Below are 17,270 nucleotides of genomic sequence, written 5' to 3'. Positions count from 1 at the left end.
CTTCAAAGGTTCTTGCGGGCCAGTGCCATCGCGTCGCGCAGCACGGTGATGTCGCCGATGTGGTTGCACAGCAGCAGGATCAGGCGGGCGTTCAGGCGCTCGCTCTGCTCGTCGGTCAAGTCGCGGTGCGCCTCGATGAGCGACTCATAGAAGTCGTCCCCAGGCGTGAAGTCGCGGAAATAGCGCTTGCCGGGTTCGCGCAGGTTCGGTTCAAGTTGCAAGGGCATGCGGGGCTCCTCAGTCGGTCAGGCGTTGCAGGTGGCGCGGGCCAGGGCGGCCCGCACGCGGGTGGCGTCGAGCTGGCGCCAGCGCGCCGCCACGTGCTGGTCGGGGCGGATCAGGTAGCAGGTGCCGGCCGTGGCGTCGTAGCGTTGCGCCGCCAGGCCCTGCGCGTCGGTCAGTACGCGCAGGCCGGACAGCTCGCCACCGGCGGTGGTGACGATCACCGTCTCCACCGGGATCGGGCCCTGCGCCAGGCCGGCGATCGCATCGCGCTGTGCCGGCGTGATGCTGGCGCTCGACGGGGCGAACACCAGCAGCTTGAAGCAGCCCCCCATCGCATCGAGCAGCCAGCCGCCACGACCCATCTCGCGCACCGGCGCGTCCAGCAGGGGCGCGCCAGGCACCATGTCGCCGGCGAAGGGCTCGGCGTCCGGGGTGTTCAGGCGTGAGTCGACCAGGTAACTGGGCACCGACAGCCGGCCCGAGTTGACCAGCTTGCGCGCGAACGGATGCTCGCGAGCCAGGTCCAGCACCGCGTTGCGGAAGGTCTTGCTCGCTCGGCTCTTGGGCGTGATGAAGTCGGTGGAACGGGTGGAGTTGGCCAGGTTCTCGTCGGCCGCGTCCGTGCGGTCCTGGCTGTAGCTGTCCAGGAGCCGCTCGGGCGCCCGGCCGGTCATGACCAGCGCCAGCTTCCACATCAGGTCGTCCGTGTCCTGGAAGCCCGAGTTGGCGCCGCGCGCGCCGAAGGGCGACACCTGGTGCGCCGCATCGCCGACGAACAGCACCCGGCCCGCGCGGAAGTCCTTCATGCGGCGGCACTGGAAGGTGTAGATGCTGACCCACTCCAGCTCGAACGGCCGCTCGTCGCCGAGCATGGCCTGGATGCGCGGGATCACGTTCCCGGGCTTCTTCTCCTCCTCGGGGTCGGCGTCCCATCCGAGCTGGAAGTCGATGCGCCAGACGTGGTCGCTCTGCTTGTGCAGCAGCACGCTCTGGTTGCGGTGGAAGGGCGGGTCGAACCAGAACCAGCGCTCGGCCGGGTAGTCGGCCTTCATCACCACGTCGGCGATCAGGAAGCGGTCCATGAAGATGCGGCCTTCGATGTCCAGGCCCAGCATGCGCCGGGTCGGGCTGCGCGCGCCATCGGCGGCGACCAGCCAGTCGGCCTCCAGGTCCAGCAGGCCGTCGGGTGTTTCCACCCGCAGCAGCACATGGTCGGCACGGGGCTGCACGCTGACCACCTTGTATTTCCAGCGCATGTCGACGCCCAGCTCGCGGGCGCGCGCCACCAGCATCTCCTCCAGGTGGTATTGCTGCAGGTTGATCATGCCGGGGCGCTTGTGGCCCGGTTCGGGCACCAGGTCGAAGCGGTACACCTCCTGCTCGCCGAAGAACGTGCGCCCCACGTTCCAGCCCACGCCCTTTTCGCAGGCTGCGTCGCCCACGCCCAGGCGGTCGAGTATTTCCAGCGCACGCTTGGCATAGCAGACGGCGCGCGACCCCACGGAGACGGAATCGTCCTCGTCCAGCAGCAGCACCGGAAGCCCCTGCAGGCGGGCATCGATGGCGGCGGCGAGGCCCACCGGGCCGGCGCCGACCACGACCAGTGGATGCCGCCCCGACCCCTTCAGGTCGTCGGGCGCGGTGTACGGGAACCGGGGATACGTGTAACTGCCCATGCTCATCTCCGCGTTTACTTACGAGGAATGAGTTGTACTAAACGTAATTGTCGGAGCGGTTGATCCAGGTCAATCCGGCGCCGACCGGTGCCGGCGCCACCGCCGGCAAGCCTCAGCCCAGGGTCATGCTCGCGGTGGCAGCCGCGTCGCCCCCGCGCCTGGTGCCGCTTTCATCGGACGGCTGTTGCACGGCCCGGACGGCCACCTCCTGCAGCTGGGCCCGCAGCCAGGCTTGCGAAGGGTCGTGCTGGTGCCGCGCGTGCCACAGCAGGTACATGGGCATGGCGGGGCAGGGGAGGGGCGGCGGCACGCTGGCCAGGCCGGCGAGGGTATGCCGCCCCAGCAGGCCCGGCACCGTGGCCAGCAGGCGTGTGCCGCGCAGGAAGGGGGCGAGCGCGCCAAAGCCGGTGACCATCACCGCGAATCGCCGATGCACGCCGGCTGCCTCCAGGCGCTGGTCCAGGTCCAGCGAGCGTCGCGGCTCGTAGACCACGGTGGCGTGCCCGGCCGCCAGGTAGTCGTCGCGCGTCAGCGGCGCGTCGCGCATCGATGGGTCGTAGAACACGCGGTAGCTGTCCTCGAACAGGCGCTTCTGCAGGATGTCGCTGCCCTCGGGCGGGCGAGGGCTGATGACCAGCTGGCACTCGTCACGCCGCAGCATCTCCAGGCGGGGCACGCCCGAAGGAATGACGCGCAGCCGAAGCCCGGGCGCGCGTTCGCGCAGCCGCAAGGCGAGCGGCGGCAGGAGCAGGTCGCGCTGGAAGTCATTGGCGGCGATGGTGATTTCGGCCTCCCACTCGGCCGGCTCGAAGCGCGCCTGCCGGGCCAGCTGCTGCATCGCCGCGATCAGCTCTCGCGCCGGCTGCGCCATGGCCAGAGCGCGGTCGGTCGGCACGATGCCGCGCCCGGACCGCACGAACAAGGCGTCGCCGGTGATGACGCGCAGGCGCTCCAGGCCATGGCTCACGGCCGATTGCGTGACGCCCAGCTGCTGCGCGGCGGCGGTGACGCTGCCGCAGTCGAGCACCGTCAGGAGCAGTTGCAACAGCCTGCCGTCGAGTTCGGATCCATCGATGCGGTTCATGGGTTTGATGAGGAAGCCTGTATTTATCTTTTGTAAGGCCCCGACCAGACTGCGCCCATGACACAGGTCAAGTGCAAGGAGCAACCGATGGCCACCCACCAGCCCATCCCCGGAACCCTCCTGTTCGACGGCGAACAGGCGCGCAAGGGCTACGCCCTCAACCGCATGTGCTTCTCGTTCAACAGCGCAGACAACCGCGAAGCGTTCAAGGCCGATGAAGAGGCTTGCATGCGCCGTTTCGGCGTGGCCGGCGAGCAGGCCCGTGCCATCCGGGAGCGCGACGTGCCGGGACTGCTGGCCGCCGGTGGCAACGTGTACTACCTGGCCAAGTTCGCCGGCATCCTGGGCCTGGACGTGCAGGACCTGGGTGCGCTGCAGACCGGCATGAGCAAAGACGATTTCAAGGCCATGCTCGTGCGCCAGAACGAGCAAGCCACCCCCCATTCCTGAGGAGCAACCCGCATGGCACGCATCATCGGAGGCCTGACCAGTTCACACGTGCCCGCCATCGGCGGCGCGATCGCCAAGGGGCTGCAGCAGCAGCCCTACTGGAAGCCCTTCTTCGACGGCTTCCTGCCGGTGCACCGCTGGCTGGACGAGGTGAAGCCCGACGTGGCGGTTGTGTTCTACAACGACCACGGCCTGAACTTCTTCCTGGACAAGATGCCGACCTTCGCGGTGGGGGCGGCGGCCGAATACCGCAACGCCGACGAGGGCTGGGGCCTTCCGACGCTGCCGCCTTTCAGGGGCGAGCCCGACCTGTCCTGGCACCTCATCGAGCACCTGGTGGAGCAGGAGTTCGACATCACCACCTGCCAGGAGATGCTGGTGGACCATGCCTTCGCGCTGCCGCTCAAGCTGTTCTGGCCCGAGGGCGTGCCGGTGGCCACGGTGCCCATCGCCATCAACACGGTGCAGTTTCCGCTGCCCTCGGCCAGGCGCTGCTTCGCGCTCGGCAAGGCCGTGGGTGACGCCATCCGGTCCTGGGACAGTGACCAGCGGGTGGTGGTCATCGGGACCGGCGGGCTGTCGCACCAGCTCGATGGCCAGCGTGCGGGTTTCATCAACAAGCCCTTCGACCAGGCCTTCATGAGAAGCCTGGTGGACGACCCCGAGTGGGCCACGCGCTTCAGCATCCACGAGCTGGTCGAGAAGGCCGGCACCCAGGGCGTGGAACTGCTGATGTGGCTGGCCACGCGGGCGGCGGTGGGTGGCCGGGTGCGGCAGGTGCATGCCAACTACCACATCCCCATCTCGAACACCGCGGCCGGAATGATGGCGCTCGAGGCGCTCTGAGCCTCAGGCTCCCAACCAGGCCTGCCCGAGCCGCAGGCCGGCCCAGGTCAGCGCCAGCGACCCCAGCAGGTGCAGCGCCGAGAGCGCCAGCGCCTGCGCCACGCGGTCCGACTGCAGCAGCAGCACCGTTTCGGCCGAGAACGTGGAGAAGGTGGTGAGCGCGCCCAGGAAGCCGGTCACCAGCGCCAGCCGCCAGCCGGGGTCGATGCCCGGATGGCTGTTGAAGAAGGCGATCGCCAGGCCGATCAGCGCACCGCCGACCCAGTTGGCCATCAGCGTGCCCACCGGCACCCAGGTGGCCGGGCTGTTGAGCCACAGCGAGAGCTGCCAGCGGGCGAGGGCGCCCAGGCTGGCTCCCGCGCACAGCGACAGGGCGGCGTTCACCGGGCGCGTGCCGCCGGCGGCGGGGTCTTGGGCTTGTAGTCGCACCAGGGGGCCACGGCGCATTCCCAGCAGCGCGGCGTGCGCGCCAGGCAGACGTAGCGCCCATGGAGGATCAGCCAGTGGTGGGCGTTCACCGCGAAAGCCTTGGGCACGCGGCGCAGCAGCTTGAGCTCGACTTCGAGTGGTGTCTTGCCCGGCGCCAGCCCGGTGCGGTTGCTCACGCGGAAGATGTGCGTGTCCACCGCCATGGTGGCTTCGCCGAAGGCCACGTTGAGAACCACGTTGGCGGTCTTGCGGCCCACGCCCGGCAGCGCCTCGAGTTCCTCGCGTGTGCGTGGCACCTCGCCACCATGCCGCTCGACCAGGATGCGGCAGGTCTCCATGAGGTTGCGCGCCTTGGTGCGGAACAGCCCGATGGTCTTGACGTGGTCCTCCAGCCGCTCCAGTCCGAGCTCGAGGATGGCCTGCGGCGTGTTGGCCACGGCGAACAGCACCCGGGTGGCCTTGTTGACGCCGGCATCGGTGGCCTGCGCCGACAGCAGCACGGCCGTGAGCAGTTCGAAGGGGGTGCTGTACTCGAGCTCGGTGCGAGGCTCGGGGTTGGCGGCCGCGAGGGTCGCGAAGAAGGGCTCGATGTCCTGCCGTTTCATGGGTCGTGCGAGTCTAGTCGGGGACTGGTCACCGGCAGAATGCCGCCCATGCACTTCGACTTCCGCAACCCCTATCCCAGCACCCGCCTGCCCGTGTTCGCGCGCAATGCGGTGGCCACTTCGCACCCGCTGGCGGCGCAAGCCGGCCTGCGCATGCTGCAGCGCGGCGGCAATGCCGTCGACGCGGCCATCGCCACCGCGGCGGCGATGACGCTGTGTGAACCGGTGAGCAACGGGCTGGGCAGCGATGCGTTCGCCATCCTGTGGGACGGGCAGCAGTTGCACGGCCTGAACGCCTCGGGCCACGCGCCGGCCAGCTGGACGCCCGATTACTTCAAGGGCCGCCATGGCGGCGATGCCCGCACGCCGCCCCGGCGCGGCATCGACTCGGCCACCGTGCCGGGCGCGGTCGGCGGCTGGGTGGCCTTGTCCGAGCGCTTCGGCAAGCTGCCCTTCGCCGACCTGATGGAGCCGGCCATCGAAATTGCCGAGCGCGGCTACCTGCTGCCGGTGGTGGTGCAGCAGAAGTGGGCGGCCGCGGTGCCCGAGCTGGGCTCGCTGCCGGGCTTTGCCAAGGCGTTCCTGCCCTGGGGGCGTGCGCCCAGGGTGGGTGAGCTGTTCCGGTTCCCGGCGGCGGCGCGGGCGCTGCGCGCCATCGGCCAGAGCCGGGGCGCGGCCTACTACGAAGGCGAGATTGCCCAGGCGCTGGAGCGATTCGCCGCGGCGAATGGCGGCAGCCTGAAGGCCAGCGACCTGGCCGCCTACCGGCCGCAGTGGGTCGAGCCCATCGGCCGCGATTACCGTGGCTGGCGGCTGCACGAGATCCCGCCCAGCGGCCAGGGCATCGCGGCATTGATCGCGCTGGGCATCCTCGAGAAATTCGACCTGGCCGGGCTGCCGGTGGACGGACCCGATTCGCAGCATGTGCAGATCGAAGCCATGAAGCTGGCCTTCGCCGACGTGTATCGCTACGTGGCCGACCCGGCCAGCATGGAGGTCACGCCTGCGCAGATGCTGGACGACGCCTACCTGGCCAGCCGCGCGCGGCTGATCGACATGAAGCAGGCGCAGGCGTTCGCGCCGGGCAACCCGGTCAAGGGCGGCACCATCTACCTCACGGCGGCCGACGAGGACGGCATGATGGTGAGCTTCATCCAGAGCAACTACCAGGGCTTCGGGTCGGGCTGCGTCGAGCCCGAGTTCGGCATCAGCCTGCACAACCGTGGCCATGCCTTCAGCCTGCAGCCGGGGCCCAACCAGGTGGCGCCCGGCAAGCGGCCCTTCCATACCATCATCCCGGCCTTCCTCACCAGGGACGGCCAGCCTGTGATGAGCTTCGGGGTGATGGGGGCCAACATGCAGCCGCAGGGTCACCTGCAGACGCTGGTGCGCATGCTCGACTACGGCCAGCAGCCCCAGGCCGCCTGCGATGCGCCGCGCTGGCGCTTCAACGCCGGGGTGGAAATCAACGTGGAGCAGCAGATGAACCCGTCCACCGTGCAGGCCCTGCTGGACCGCGGCCACCGCGTCGAGATCATCGAGGACAGCTACCAGGACTTCGGCGCCGGCCAGTTCATCTGGCGCGCGGGCGACCCGAGGGTGGAGGGGTACGTGTGCGCGAGTGATGCGCGGCGGGATGGGCAGGTGGCGGGGTTCTAGCAAGCCAGGGGCTAGGGCCTGGCCCCCCGCCCCTGACCCCTGGAGGTTGCCGGCCGCTCAAGGGCCGGCCACCTCCACCACCATCTCGATCTCCACGCAGGCTCCCATCGGGATCTGCGCCACGCCGAAGGCGCTGCGGGCGTGCGCGCCCTTGTCGCCGAAGACCTGGGCCAGCAGTTCGCTGGCGCCGTTGGTCACCAGGTGCTGCTCGGTGAAGGTGGGCGTGGAGTTCACCAGGCTCATCACCTTGACGATGCGGCGCACGTTTTCCAGGTCGCCGACCGCGGCCTGGAGGGTGCCGAGCAGGTCGACGGCGATGGCGCGGGCGGCCTGCTTGCCCTGTTCGGTGTCGATGTCGCGGCCCAGTTGGCCGACCCAGGGCTTGCCGTCCCTGCGGGCGATGTGGCCGCTGATGAAGACGAGGTTGCCGGTGCGAACGAACGGCACGTAGGCGGCGGCCGGGGTGGCGAGCGGCGGCAGCGTGATGCCGAGCTCCTGGAGTTTTTGCGCAATGGTCATGGCGGTCCCGATGGAAGGTGAGGGCCAGGAATTCTAGGAGGGCGCGCCGGTCCGCCCGTTCGGGCCCGAATCGCCGGTGCCGACCTTCAGCAGGCGCCGGAACAGCCCCTGTTCGCAGCCGGGGTCACCGCAGCCTTCGCAGGCACCCTGCCAGCGCGCAGCGATGGCAGGGCGAGGGGCCCAGGCCCAGGGCGCGACCTCGGCCACCGACTCCAGGGCGTGGTCGCAGCGCTCGACACCCTGGCCGTACACCACGCGCCAGTCCACGCCGGCTCGAGACAGGCCCTGCCGCACCATCGCATCGACGGCGGCGCGGTCGCTTGCGTCGCGCCGGTGCAGGCCATCGGCCACCCAGGGCAGGTCAAGCCCGGTGAGCAGGACCAGCCCATACGTGCGCAGCCGCACGAGGGCCAGGCGGTACAAGGGGTGGTCGTCGAACAGCAGCGCGCCGTAGATCGCCACCATCAGCGCGGTGGTGTCGGCGATGACGATGTCGGACTGTGCGGCGGCGAGGTCGACCTGTGCTTCCTGGGCCTGGCCGATGGCCAGGTGTTCCTGCGGCTGGGGACTTCGGCCATGGGCTTCGCACCAGTGGCGCAGCACCTCGGGAACCACCGCCACCCGATGGCCCTGGACCCGCAGCCGTTCGGCCATGGCCTGTGCCAGCCAGGTCTTGCCCGTGCTCTCGGCGCCGAGCAGGGCAACCTTCAGCGGCGGCCCGGGCAGCACCATGGGCCAGGCTTCAGGGGGTGACCTGGATGTAGATCTCGTTGGGCTTGACCATGCCCAACTCCATGCGCGCCTTTTCCTCGACCATTTCCAGGCCTTCCTTCAGGTCGCGCACCTCGGAGGCGAGCCGCTCGTTGGCGAGCTGGGAGCGCCGGTTGGCTTCCTTCTGCTCGTGCAGCTGACGCTGCATCTCGGCCACCTCGGAGACGCTGCCCCGTCCGAACCACAACTGGCCGTGGAACACGGCCAGCAGCGTGATGAGCAGGGCAGGGACGAGGCGGGAGCTCATGAGCGGCGATTATGGATGGGGCCCCGGGACTTCTGACGGTATGCCTGTGGCTCGGAGCCCTCCGGCTCACCGGATGTTGTAGAAAGCGCCCAGCCCTGGATAGGTGGCCGTGTCGCCCAGGTCTTCCTCGATGCGCAGAAGCTGGTTGTATTTGGCCATCCGGTCGGATCGGGACAACGAACCGGTCTTGATCTGACCGGCGTTGGTGCCCACGGCGATGTCGGCGATGGTGCTGTCCTCGGTCTCTCCCGAGCGGTGGCTGATGACCGCGGTGTAGCGGGCCCGCTTGGCCATCTCGATGGCGGCGAAGGTTTCGGTCAGCGTGCCGATCTGGTTGATCTTGATCAGGATCGAGTTGGCGATGTTCTTCTCGATGCCTTCCGCGAGGATGCGGGTGTTGGTGACGAAGAGGTCGTCGCCCACCAGTTGCACCTGGCGCCCCAGGCGCTCGGTCAGCAGTTTCCAGCCGTCCCAGTCGCCTTCGGCCATGCCGTCCTCGATGCTGATGATGGGGTACTTGGACACCCAGCCGGCGAGCACGTCGGTCCATTCGGCGGCACCGGCCTGCAGCCCTTCGGCCTGCACGTGGTAGCGGCCGTCGCGGAAGAATTCGCTGGCGGCGCAGTCCAGTCCCAGGGCGACCTGTTCGCCCGGGCGGTAGCCGGCGGCCTCGATGGCCTGCAGGATCATCTGGATGGCGGCCTCGTGGTTCTCGACGTTGGGGGCGAAGCCGCCCTCGTCGCCCACGGCCACGCTCATGCCCTTGTCGTGGATGATCTTCTTGAGCGCATGGAACACCTCGGCGCCATAGCGGATGGCCTCGCGGAAGGTCGGCGCCCCCACGGGAATGATCATCAGCTCCTGCAGGTCGAGGTTGTTGTTGGCATGGGCGCCGCCGTTGACCACGTTCATCATGGGCACCGGCATCTGCATGCCCGCCATGCCGCCGAAATAACGGTACAGCGGCAGTCCCGATTCTTCGGCGGCGGCCCGGGCCACGGCCATGGAGACGGCGAGCATGGCGTTGGCGCCCAGGCGGCTCTTGTTGTCGGTGCCGTCCAGGTCGATCAGGGTCTTGTCCAGGAAGGCCTGCTCGGAGGCATCCAGGCCCAGCACCGCCTCGGAGATGTCGGTGTTGACGTGGTTCACCGCCTTGAGCACGCCCTTGCCGAGGTAGCGGCCCTTGTCGCCGTCGCGCAGCTCGATGGCCTCGCGCGAGCCGGTGGAAGCGCCGGAGGGCACGGCGGCGCGGCCCATGGTGCCGGACTCCAGCAGCACGTCGCATTCGACAGTGGGGTTGCCGCGCGAATCCAGGATTTCGCGTCCGACGATGTCAACGATTGCACTCATGTGTGGTTTTCTCTGTGGGTTTCTTCGATGTGGGGATCAGGCCTCGAAGCGGGTTTCGAGGAAGCCGTTCTTCTTGGTGACCTGGTCGAGCGCGACCAAGGTCTCCAGCAGGGCCTTCATGTGCTTGAGCGGCACGGCGTTGGGCCCGTCGGACAGCGCCGTGGCGGGATCGGGATGGGTTTCCATGAACAGGCCGGCCACGCCCACCGCCACCGCCGCGCGTGCGAGTACCGGCACCATCTCGCGCTGGCCGCCGGAGCTGGTGCCCTGGCCCCCGGGGAGCTGCACCGAGTGCGTGGCGTCGAACACCACCGGGGCGCCGGTCTCCCGCATGATGGCCAGCGACCGCATGTCGGAGACCAGGTTGTTGTAGCCGAAGCTCGCGCCGCGTTCGCAGGCCATGAAGACGTCGTCGGGCAGGCCCTTCTCGCGCGCGGCGGCCCGCGCCTTGTCGATCACGTTCTTCATGTCGTGCGGCGCGAGGAACTGGCCCTTCTTGATGTTCACCGGCTTGCCCGACTGCGCCACCGCGCGGATGAAATCGGTCTGCCGGCACAGGAAGGCGGGCGTCTGCAGCACGTCGACCACCGCGGCCACCTCGGACACTTCGGCTTCGGTGTGCACGTCGGTGATCACCGGCACCTGCAGCTCGCGCCGCACCTTGGCCAGGATCTCCAGGCCGCGCGACATGCCGGGCCCGCGGAAGCTGGTGCCCGAGGAGCGGTTGGCCTTGTCGTAGCTGCTCTTGAAGATGAAGGGAATGCCCAGTCTGGCCGTGATGTCCTTGAGCTGGCCGGCCACGTCCATCTGCAGCTGCTCGCTCTCGACCACGCAGGGGCCGGCGATCAGGAAGAAGGGCCGGTCGAGGCCGACGTCGAATCCGCAGAGTTTCATGTCAGTTTTCCATAGAAAGTCTCCCCCGAAGCGCCTTCGGCGCCTCCCCCAAGGGGGCGCCACCAGCGGCCCGGCAAAGCCGGTTCCGCGGTGGCACTGGTGTCCGCCCCTTCACTCGCGCAGGGCGGGTGATGCGCAGCAACATCAAGCTACCGCCTTGAGCTTGCCGCCGCTGCGCTGGTGGTCCGCGGCGGCCTTGATGAAGGCGTTGAAGAGCGGGTGCCCATCCCAGGGAGTGGACTTGAATTCGGGGTGGAACTGCACGCCCATGAACCAGGGGTGCACCTCCTGCGGCAGCTCGATGATCTCGGTGAGGTGCTCGCGCTGGGTGAGGGCGGAGATCACCAGCCCGGCCTTGCGCAGCTGGTCGAGGTACTTGACGTTGGCCTCGTAGCGGTGGCGGTGCCGCTCGGTCACCACGTCGCCGTAGATGCGGTGCGCCAGCGTGCCCTTGGCCACGTCGGAGCTTTGCGCGCCCAGGCGCATGGTGCCGCCCAGGTCGGAGCTTTCGTCGCGCCGGTTCACCACGCCATCGGCGCCCTGCCATTCGGTGATGAGGGCGATGACCGGGTGTTCGCACTGGGCGTCGAACTCGGTGCTGTTGGCGCCCGGCAGGCCGGCCACGTCGCGCGCGTATTCGATGGTGGCGACCTGCATGCCCAGGCAGATGCCCAGGTACGGGATCTTGTTCTCGCGGGCGAACCGGGCGGCGGTGATCTTGCCCTCGATGCCGCGCTTGCCGAAGCCGCCGGGCACCAGCACCGCGTCGTACTTGGCCAGCTGCGAGGCGGTGTCGGGCGTGATGGTCTCGGAGTCGACGTAGTCGATGCGCACGCGCACGTGGTTCTTCATGCCCGCGTGCCGCAGCGCCTCGTTGAGGGACTTGTAGCTGTCGGAGAGGTCGACGTACTTGCCCACCATGGCCAGGTTGACTTCGCCCTGCGGGTGCTCGGTCTCGTAGACCAGCTCGTCCCAGCGCTTGAGGTTGGCAGGCGGCGTGTTCAGGCGCAGCTTGTCGCAGATCAGGCCGTCCAGGCCCTGCTCGTGCAGCATGCGGGGCACCTTGTAGATGGTGTTGACGTCCCACATGGAGATGACGCCCCACTCGGGCACGTTGGTGAAGAGCGAGATCTTGGCGCGCTCCTCGTCGGGGATGCGGCGGTCGGCGCGGCACAGCAGGGCGTCGGCCTGGATGCCGATCTCGCGCAGCTTCTGCACCGTGTGCTGGGTGGGCTTGGTCTTGAGCTCGCCGGCGGCGGCGATCCACGGCACGTAGGTGAGGTGCACGAAGGCCGAGTTGTTCGGGCCCATGCGCAGGCTCATCTGCCGGACGGCTTCGAGGAAGGGCAGGGACTCGATGTCGCCCACCGTGCCGCCGATCTCCACGATCGCCACGTCGGCCGCGCCGGGTTCGCCCACGCGGGCGCCGCGCTTGATGAATTCCTGGATCTCGTTGGTGACGTGGGGGATGACCTGCACGGTCTTGCCCAGGTAGTCGCCGCGGCGTTCCTTCTCGAGCACCGACTGGTAGATGCGGCCGGTGGTGAAGTTGTTCACCTTGCCCATGCGGGTGGTGACGAAGCGCTCGTAGTGACCCAGGTCCAGGTCGGTCTCGGCCCCGTCGTCGGTCACGAACACTTCGCCATGCTGGAACGGCGACATGGTGCCCGGGTCGACGTTGATGTACGGGTCCAGCTTGATCAGTGTGACTTTGAGGCCCCGCGATTCCAGAATCGCAGCGAGGGAGGCTGAGGCGATTCCCTTGCCGAGGGAAGACACCACACCGCCGGTGACGAAGACAAATTTGGTCATGTCAGGTCGGAAGGCCGGGCTTCCGGGGAGGTGGTAAACGGAGATTATAGGCAGCGGCCCACGTCGGCCCCCGTACACTTGCCGGCCATGAACGAGCTCGCCGGCCTGCGCATCCTCCTCGGACTCACGGGTGGAATCGCCTGCTACAAGGCCGCGGAATTGTGTCGCGGCCTGGTCAAGCAGGGTGCCAGCGTGCAGGTGGTGATGACCGAGGCCGCCGCGCAATTCATCACCCCCGTGACCATGCAGGCCCTGTCGACGAGGCCCGTCTACACCTCGCAGTGGGACGCGCGCGAGCCGAACAACATGCCGCACATCAATCTCTCGCGCGAGGCCGACGCCATCCTCATCGCACCGTGCAGCGCCGATTTCATGGCCCGGCTGGTGCAGGGGCGCGCCGACGACCTGCTCTCGCTCCTGTGCCTGGCCAGGCCCATCGACCGCGTGCCGCTGCTGATCGCCCCGGCCATGAACCGCGAGATGTGGGCGCATCCGGCCACGCAGCGCAACATGGCGCAGCTCGCGCACGACGGTGCCACCCTGCTGGGCGTAGGCACCGGCGAACAGGCCTGCGGCGAGACCGGCGACGGCCGCATGCTCGAACCCGAGGAACTGCTCGAGGACCTCATCGCCTTCCTGCAGCCCAAGCGGCTGGTCGGCCGGCGGGTGCTGGTGAACGCCGGCCCGACCTTCGAGCCCATTGACCCCGTGCGCGGGCTCACCAATCTGTCGTCCGGCAAGATGGGCTTCGCCATCGCCCGGGCCGCGCGCGAGGCCGGCGCGCAGGTGACGCTGGTGGCCGGGCCCGTGGCGCTGCCCACGCCGCGCGGCGTGCAGCGCCTGGACGTGCGCACCGCGTTCGAGATGTTCGAGGCCTGCCAGGCGGCGGCCGCGGCCTCCGATGTGTTCATCGCGGCCGCCGCGGTGGCCGACTGGCGGCCGCTGCAGGCCAGCGGCCACAAGATCAAGAAGGACGGCTCAGGCCGCCCACCGGCGCTGCAGTTCACCGAAAACCCCGACATCCTGGCCACGCTGGCGCAGGGCGAGCGCGCACGCAGCGGGGCCCTGTTCTGCGTGGGCTTCGCCGCCGAAAGCCACGACCTGGCTGCCCATGCGCAAGCCAAGCGCGCCCGCAAGGGCGTGCCCCTGCTGGTGGGCAACATCGGCCCGCAGACCTTCGGCCAGGACGACAACCAGCTGCTGCTGGTGGACGAACACGGCACCCACGAATTGCCGCGCGCCTCCAAGCTGGCGCTGTCCCGGCAGCTGGTTGCCGAGATCGCGCGGCGCCTGCCGCCAGCCACGCTTCAAGCCCATCCATGAACGTCGACATCAAGATCCTCGATCCGCGCCTGGTGGATCAACTCCCAGCCTATGCCACGCCCGGCAGCGCGGGCCTGGACCTTCGTGCCTGCCTGCATGAGCCCCTCACGCTGGCGCCCAACGCCTGGCAGCTGGTGCCCACCGGCATGGCCATGTGGCTCAAGGACCCGGGCTACGCCGCCCTGATCCTGCCGCGCTCGGGTCTGGGCCACAAGCACGGCATCGTGCTGGGCAACCTCGTCGGCCTGATCGACAGCGACTACCAGGGGCAGCTCATGGTGAGCTGCTGGAATCGCAGTGACACGGCCTTCACGCTGCAGCCCATGGAGCGCCTGGCCCAGCTGGTCATCGTGCCGGTGGTGCAGGCCTGCTTCAACGTGGTGACCGAGTTCCCGGCCAGCCAGCGCGGTGAGGGCGGGTACGGATCGACCGGCAAGGGATGATCGCCTGGTCGGCGGCGCGAGCCTGACCTTCTCCTACAGCAAGCAGCGGCATGCGCCGCCCGAAGCCGGACCGTGACGGGCATTCAATCGAACGACCGCATGGCTGCAGGTGCAGCCGTGCCGCAGATTGAAAGGAGATCCTCATGCGCACATCGATCCGCGTCGCCCAGATCGGCACCATGGTCACGGCGGCCGCCCTGCTGGCCGCCTGTGGCAGCGTGCCTCTGAACCAGCCCACGGCCACGTATCCCGTGTCTTCGCCCGTGGCCACCAACCCCCAGGGGATGATGTTCGGGCGCGTGACCAACATCGAATACGTGCAGCCCGGAGCCGCACAGGCAGGGCGCAACCCCAACATCCTCGGTGCCGTCGTCGGGGCCGGCGCGGGAGCGCTGCTCGGCCGCCAGATCGGCGGTGGCAGTGGCCGCGATGCCGCCACGGTGCTCGGTGGCCTGGGCGGCGCGGCGATCGGCTCGCAGGTCGGTGCCGGCCAGGCCGCGCCACCGCCCGCCACCGGCCCGAGCTATCGGGTGACGGTAGCCACCGACCAGGGCGGCACGCGCATGTTCGAGGTCGCCTCGTATGGTGACTTGCGCGTGGGCGATCGGGTCCGCATCGAAAACGGCGTGATCTACCGCATGTGACCGGCCGGCCCGGACGGCGCCCTCAGTGCAGGGTATTGCTGCCGGGCGCCTGCGGCTGGACCCGGAAGAAGCCGGCGCCGGCCGAACCGCGTCCGATCTCTTCCTCGGTGGCCTCGCGCACGGACTCCACCTTCAGGTGCAGCCGCAGCGCGATGCCCGCCAGCGGGTGGTTGCCATCGAGCACCACGTGCTCGGGATAGACCTCGGTCACGGTGTAGAGCATGTCGCGCGGTGCGTCCGGGCTGCAGCCGGCGGGCAGGCCCTCGAAGGTCATGCCCTCGTCCACTTCGGCGGGGAACAGGTCGCGCGGCTCCAGGAACACGCGGGACTCGTCGTAGTCGCCGAACGCGTCTTCGGGCTCCAGGTGGAGGTCCACCTGCTCGCCCGGCTCGTGCCCCTGCAGGGCCTCCTCGATCTTGGCCAGCAGGTCGCCCCCGCCGACCAGGAATTCGACTGGCTGATCGAGCTCGTCGAGCACCTCGCCGAGCGTGTCTTTCAAGGTCCAGGTCAGTGCGACCACGCATTGTTGGGTGATTTCCATGGCCGACAATTCTCGCAGCCGAATCCTCATCCATGCACATCGACCAACCGCTCGCCCTGCTCGGCGGACTCTCGCCCCGGCAATTCATGAAGCGTCACTGGCAACGCAAGCCGCTGCTGGTGCGTGGCGCCATCGCCGGCATGAAGGCGCTGCACCAGCCGACGCAGCTGTTCGCGCTCGCCGCGAACGAGGACGTCGAATCACGGCTTGTCGTGCGCGAGCGTGACGACACCTGGCGACTGCGGCGGGGGCCCTTGTCCCGGCGTGCCTTGCCGGCGCGGCAACGGCCCGGCTGGACGCTGCTGTTGCAGGGGATGGACCTGCATGACCGCGCGGCACACGCGTTGCTGCAGTCCTTTCGCTTCGTGCCCGAGGCGCGGATGGACGACCTCATGATTTCTTTCGCAACCGATGGTGGTGGGGTCGGGCCGCACTTCGACAGCTACGACGTGTTCCTGTTGCAGGCGCAGGGTCGCCGGCGCTGGCGGATCGGCCGCCAATCGGACCTGAGCCTGCAGGAGGATGCCCCGCTCAAGGTCCTGGCCCACTTCGAGCCCGAGCAGGAGTGGCTGCTCGAGCCGGGTGACATGCTCTACCTGCCGCCGCGATACGCGCACGATGGCGTCGCCGAAGGCGAGTGCCAGACCTACTCGATCGGTTTTCGTTCGCCGGCGCGCGGCGAACTGGCGCGCGAGTTGTTGCAGCGCCTGGCCGAGGACGCGGCCGACGCGGCGGGCGAGGCCTTGTACCAGGACGCGCGCCAGCCGGCCACCGACGCACCCGGTGCCATCCCGGCCGGGATGCTGCGCTTCGCCGAACAGGCGGTCGCTTCGGCCTTGCGCGATCCGCGTGCGATCGGGCGGGCCCTGGGCGAGTACCTGAGCGAGCCCAAGCCGCACGTCTGGTTCGATCCGCAACCGGCGCCGAGGCGACTGCGCGGTGTGCACCTGGACCCGCGCACGCGCATGCTCTACGACGAGCGCCACATCTTCATCAATGGCGAAAGCTGGCGCGCTGCCGGGCGCGACGCGACGCTGATGCGGCGCCTGGCCGACCAGCGCCAGCTCGGCGAACCCGAACTCGGCGCCGCGAGCGAGGCGGCCCGCGAGCTGCTCGCCTCATGGTGCGAAGCCGGCTGGCTGCAGGAGGGGCCGCGGCCGTGACGCAAACCCCGCAGCCGGGATGGCCGGCGCTGCCCGAAGAGCGCTTCGACGGTCGGCTGAGATTCCAGCAACTGGTGCGCGAGGCCCTCGCGCAGGCGGCCGAACAAGGCTGGCATGAGTTGATCCTGTGCGACCCGGACTTCGGCGACTGGCCGCTGAACGAGCGCAGCGTCGCCCAGTCGCTCCAGTGCTGGGCCCGCCGAGGCGGGCGGATCACCCTGCTCGCGCAGAGCTGGGACCGGGTGCCGCGCGAACATCCCCGTTTCGTGAGCTGGCGCCGCACCTGGGCCGACCGGATCGAGGCACGGGCCTGCCGCCAGGCCGACGGCAGCGAATTCCCCAGTGCCATCTGGAGCGGGCACTGGATGCTGGAGCGGCACGACCGGTCGCGCGGCAGGGGAGTGGCCAGCCATGGGGCGGGGCCGCGGCATCTGCTGCACGAGCGGCTGCAGGAGTGGCTTCGCCAGTCGACCAGTGCGTTCGCGGCGACCACGCTCGGGTTGTGAAGCCGGCTGTGCCGGCGTGGCGAGACGCCGACACGAGCGGGCTTTCGGTCACGGTGCGGTTTCTATAATCGTCGTCGCGCGGG

20 protein-coding genes are annotated in these 17,270 nt (G+C 69.1%); 8 read left to right on the top strand and 12 right to left on the bottom strand.

The window, feature by feature from the left end; all coding sequences use genetic code 11:
* Positions 1–2: 2 nt before the first annotated feature.
* The 3 genes from JI739_RS04025 to JI739_RS04015 all read right to left on the bottom strand — a co-directional run bounded on the left by JI739_RS04025 (position 3) and on the right by JI739_RS04015 (position 2,985).
* A complete protein-coding gene (locus JI739_RS04025) occupies positions 3–227 on the bottom strand; it encodes a DUF2783 domain-containing protein (protein WP_201682533.1) in 225 nt (74 codons plus the stop codon).
* A gap of 18 nt (positions 228–245) precedes the next feature.
* Positions 246–1,901 carry an FAD-dependent oxidoreductase gene (locus JI739_RS04020; protein WP_201682532.1) on the bottom strand — a complete coding sequence of 552 codons (1,656 nt, stop codon included), beginning with the start codon at positions 1,899–1,901 and terminating at the stop codon, positions 246–248.
* A gap of 112 nt (positions 1,902–2,013) precedes the next feature.
* The gene (locus JI739_RS04015; RefSeq protein ID WP_236589052.1) at positions 2,014–2,985 is read right to left on the bottom strand and encodes a LysR family transcriptional regulator; all 972 of its coding nucleotides are present in this window, start codon (positions 2,983–2,985) and stop codon (positions 2,014–2,016) included.
* Positions 2,986–3,072: 87 nt separating this feature from the next.
* On the opposite strand from JI739_RS04015, the gene JI739_RS04010 reads away from it, so the two are divergent.
* Together JI739_RS04010 and JI739_RS04005 are read left to right on the top strand one after the other, a co-directional pair.
* Positions 3,073–3,435 carry a protocatechuate 4,5-dioxygenase subunit alpha gene (locus JI739_RS04010; protein WP_201682531.1) on the top strand — a complete coding sequence of 121 codons (363 nt, stop codon included), beginning with the start codon at positions 3,073–3,075 and terminating at the stop codon, positions 3,433–3,435.
* A gap of 12 nt (positions 3,436–3,447) precedes the next feature.
* Positions 3,448–4,281, top strand: a complete 834-nt coding sequence (locus tag JI739_RS04005; protein ID WP_201682530.1) for a class III extradiol dioxygenase family protein — start codon at positions 3,448–3,450, stop codon at positions 4,279–4,281.
* Between the two features lie 3 nt (positions 4,282–4,284).
* Here JI739_RS04005 and crcB read toward each other — a convergent pair whose 3' ends face one another.
* Complete coding sequence (crcB, locus tag JI739_RS04000; RefSeq protein ID WP_201682529.1) at positions 4,285–4,665, bottom strand: fluoride efflux transporter CrcB; 381 nt, start codon at positions 4,663–4,665, stop codon at positions 4,285–4,287.
* A complete protein-coding gene (nth, locus tag JI739_RS03995; RefSeq protein ID WP_201682528.1) occupies positions 4,662–5,315 on the bottom strand; it encodes an endonuclease III in 654 nt (217 codons plus the stop codon). The genes crcB and nth overlap by 4 nt, the downstream gene beginning before the upstream one ends.
* A gap of 48 nt (positions 5,316–5,363) precedes the next feature.
* On the opposite strand from nth, the gene JI739_RS03990 reads away from it, so the two are divergent.
* On the top strand, positions 5,364–6,974 hold the full coding sequence (locus JI739_RS03990; protein WP_201682527.1) for a gamma-glutamyltransferase family protein: 1,611 nt from the start codon (positions 5,364–5,366) through the stop codon (positions 6,972–6,974).
* Positions 6,975–7,031: 57 nt separating this feature from the next.
* Here the strand turns inward: JI739_RS03990 and JI739_RS03985 are convergent, their stop codons facing one another.
* The 6 genes from JI739_RS03985 to pyrG form a co-directional block, all read right to left on the bottom strand.
* Positions 7,032–7,493: a RidA family protein gene (locus JI739_RS03985; protein ID WP_201682526.1), complete on the bottom strand. Its 462-nt coding sequence runs from the start codon at positions 7,491–7,493 to the stop codon at positions 7,032–7,034.
* 33 nt (positions 7,494–7,526) lie between these two features.
* Positions 7,527–8,225, bottom strand: coding sequence for an AAA family ATPase (locus tag JI739_RS03980; RefSeq protein WP_236589050.1), 699 nt, complete (start codon positions 8,223–8,225; stop codon positions 7,527–7,529).
* 10 nt (positions 8,226–8,235) lie between these two features.
* On the bottom strand, positions 8,236–8,511 hold the full coding sequence (locus tag JI739_RS03975; RefSeq protein WP_201682525.1) for a septum formation initiator family protein: 276 nt from the start codon (positions 8,509–8,511) through the stop codon (positions 8,236–8,238).
* Positions 8,512–8,577: 66 nt separating this feature from the next.
* Complete coding sequence (eno, locus tag JI739_RS03970) at positions 8,578–9,861, bottom strand: phosphopyruvate hydratase (RefSeq protein WP_201682524.1); 1,284 nt, start codon at positions 9,859–9,861, stop codon at positions 8,578–8,580.
* A gap of 36 nt (positions 9,862–9,897) precedes the next feature.
* On the bottom strand, positions 9,898–10,755 hold the full coding sequence (kdsA, locus tag JI739_RS03965; RefSeq protein ID WP_201682523.1) for a 3-deoxy-8-phosphooctulonate synthase: 858 nt from the start codon (positions 10,753–10,755) through the stop codon (positions 9,898–9,900).
* 144 nt (positions 10,756–10,899) lie between these two features.
* The gene (gene pyrG, locus JI739_RS03960; protein ID WP_201682522.1) at positions 10,900–12,567 is read right to left on the bottom strand and encodes a CTP synthase; all 1,668 of its coding nucleotides are present in this window, start codon (positions 12,565–12,567) and stop codon (positions 10,900–10,902) included.
* Between the two features lie 87 nt (positions 12,568–12,654).
* Here pyrG and coaBC point away from each other — a divergent pair, with 87 nt between their 5' ends.
* The 3 genes from coaBC (at position 12,655) to JI739_RS03945 (ending at position 14,977) form a co-directional block, all read left to right on the top strand.
* Positions 12,655–13,890 (top strand): bifunctional phosphopantothenoylcysteine decarboxylase/phosphopantothenate--cysteine ligase CoaBC, encoded by a 1,236-nt coding sequence (coaBC, locus tag JI739_RS03955; RefSeq protein WP_201682521.1) that lies wholly within the window; start codon positions 12,655–12,657, stop codon positions 13,888–13,890.
* A complete protein-coding gene (gene dut, locus JI739_RS03950; RefSeq protein ID WP_201682520.1) occupies positions 13,887–14,333 on the top strand; it encodes a dUTP diphosphatase in 447 nt (148 codons plus the stop codon). Before coaBC ends, dut begins: the two co-directional genes overlap by 4 nt.
* Positions 14,334–14,476: 143 nt before the next feature.
* A complete protein-coding gene (locus JI739_RS03945) occupies positions 14,477–14,977 on the top strand; it encodes a glycine zipper 2TM domain-containing protein (RefSeq protein ID WP_201682519.1) in 501 nt (166 codons plus the stop codon).
* A gap of 22 nt (positions 14,978–14,999) precedes the next feature.
* Here the strand turns inward: JI739_RS03945 and JI739_RS03940 are convergent, their stop codons facing one another.
* Positions 15,000–15,518, bottom strand: a complete 519-nt coding sequence (locus tag JI739_RS03940; protein WP_201682518.1) for an FKBP-type peptidyl-prolyl cis-trans isomerase — start codon at positions 15,516–15,518, stop codon at positions 15,000–15,002.
* A 32-nt stretch (positions 15,519–15,550) separates the two neighbouring features.
* Between JI739_RS03940 and JI739_RS03935 the strand changes: the two genes are divergently transcribed.
* Both JI739_RS03935 and JI739_RS03930 read left to right on the top strand, forming a co-directional pair.
* Complete coding sequence (locus JI739_RS03935; protein WP_201682517.1) at positions 15,551–16,681, top strand: JmjC domain-containing protein; 1,131 nt, start codon at positions 15,551–15,553, stop codon at positions 16,679–16,681.
* Positions 16,678–17,187, top strand: a complete 510-nt coding sequence (locus JI739_RS03930; protein WP_201682516.1) for a hypothetical protein — start codon at positions 16,678–16,680, stop codon at positions 17,185–17,187. The genes JI739_RS03935 and JI739_RS03930 overlap by 4 nt, the downstream gene beginning before the upstream one ends.
* Positions 17,188–17,270: the final 83 nt, after the last annotated feature.

This window comes from Ramlibacter aurantiacus, assembly GCF_016722895.1.
GTDB classification, from domain to species: domain Bacteria; phylum Pseudomonadota; class Gammaproteobacteria; order Burkholderiales; family Burkholderiaceae_C; genus Ramlibacter; species Ramlibacter aurantiacus.
This window is presented reverse-complemented; position numbering and strand designations above follow the sequence as displayed.

Bases quoted from the DNA above. Each gene is read 5' to 3' on its own strand.
- JI739_RS04025 (WP_201682533.1), bottom strand. From the start codon at position 227: ATGCCCTTGCAACTTGAACCGAACCTGCGCGAACCCGGCAAGCGCTAT.
- JI739_RS04020 (WP_201682532.1), bottom strand. From the start codon at position 1,901: ATGGGCAGTTACACGTATCCCCGGTTCCCGTACACCGCGCCCGACGAC.
- JI739_RS04015 (WP_236589052.1), bottom strand. From the start codon at position 2,985: ATGAACCGCATCGATGGATCCGAACTCGACGGCAGGCTGTTGCAACTG.
- JI739_RS04010 (WP_201682531.1), top strand. From the start codon at position 3,073: ATGGCCACCCACCAGCCCATCCCCGGAACCCTCCTGTTCGACGGCGAA.
- JI739_RS04005 (WP_201682530.1), top strand. From the start codon at position 3,448: ATGGCACGCATCATCGGAGGCCTGACCAGTTCACACGTGCCCGCCATC.
- nth (WP_201682528.1), bottom strand. From the start codon at position 5,315: ATGAAACGGCAGGACATCGAGCCCTTCTTCGCGACCCTCGCGGCCGCC.
- JI739_RS03990 (WP_201682527.1), top strand. From the start codon at position 5,364: ATGCACTTCGACTTCCGCAACCCCTATCCCAGCACCCGCCTGCCCGTG.
- JI739_RS03985 (WP_201682526.1), bottom strand. From the start codon at position 7,493: ATGACCATTGCGCAAAAACTCCAGGAGCTCGGCATCACGCTGCCGCCG.
- JI739_RS03980 (WP_236589050.1), bottom strand. From the start codon at position 8,225: ATGGTGCTGCCCGGGCCGCCGCTGAAGGTTGCCCTGCTCGGCGCCGAG.
- JI739_RS03975 (WP_201682525.1), bottom strand. From the start codon at position 8,511: ATGAGCTCCCGCCTCGTCCCTGCCCTGCTCATCACGCTGCTGGCCGTG.
- eno (WP_201682524.1), bottom strand. From the start codon at position 9,861: ATGAGTGCAATCGTTGACATCGTCGGACGCGAAATCCTGGATTCGCGC.
- kdsA (WP_201682523.1), bottom strand. From the start codon at position 10,755: ATGAAACTCTGCGGATTCGACGTCGGCCTCGACCGGCCCTTCTTCCTG.
- pyrG (WP_201682522.1), bottom strand. From the start codon at position 12,567: ATGACCAAATTTGTCTTCGTCACCGGCGGTGTGGTGTCTTCCCTCGGC.
- coaBC (WP_201682521.1), top strand. From the start codon at position 12,655: ATGAACGAGCTCGCCGGCCTGCGCATCCTCCTCGGACTCACGGGTGGA.
- dut (WP_201682520.1), top strand. From the start codon at position 13,887: ATGAACGTCGACATCAAGATCCTCGATCCGCGCCTGGTGGATCAACTC.
- JI739_RS03945 (WP_201682519.1), top strand. From the start codon at position 14,477: ATGCGCACATCGATCCGCGTCGCCCAGATCGGCACCATGGTCACGGCG.
- JI739_RS03940 (WP_201682518.1), bottom strand. From the start codon at position 15,518: ATGGAAATCACCCAACAATGCGTGGTCGCACTGACCTGGACCTTGAAA.
- JI739_RS03935 (WP_201682517.1), top strand. From the start codon at position 15,551: ATGCACATCGACCAACCGCTCGCCCTGCTCGGCGGACTCTCGCCCCGG.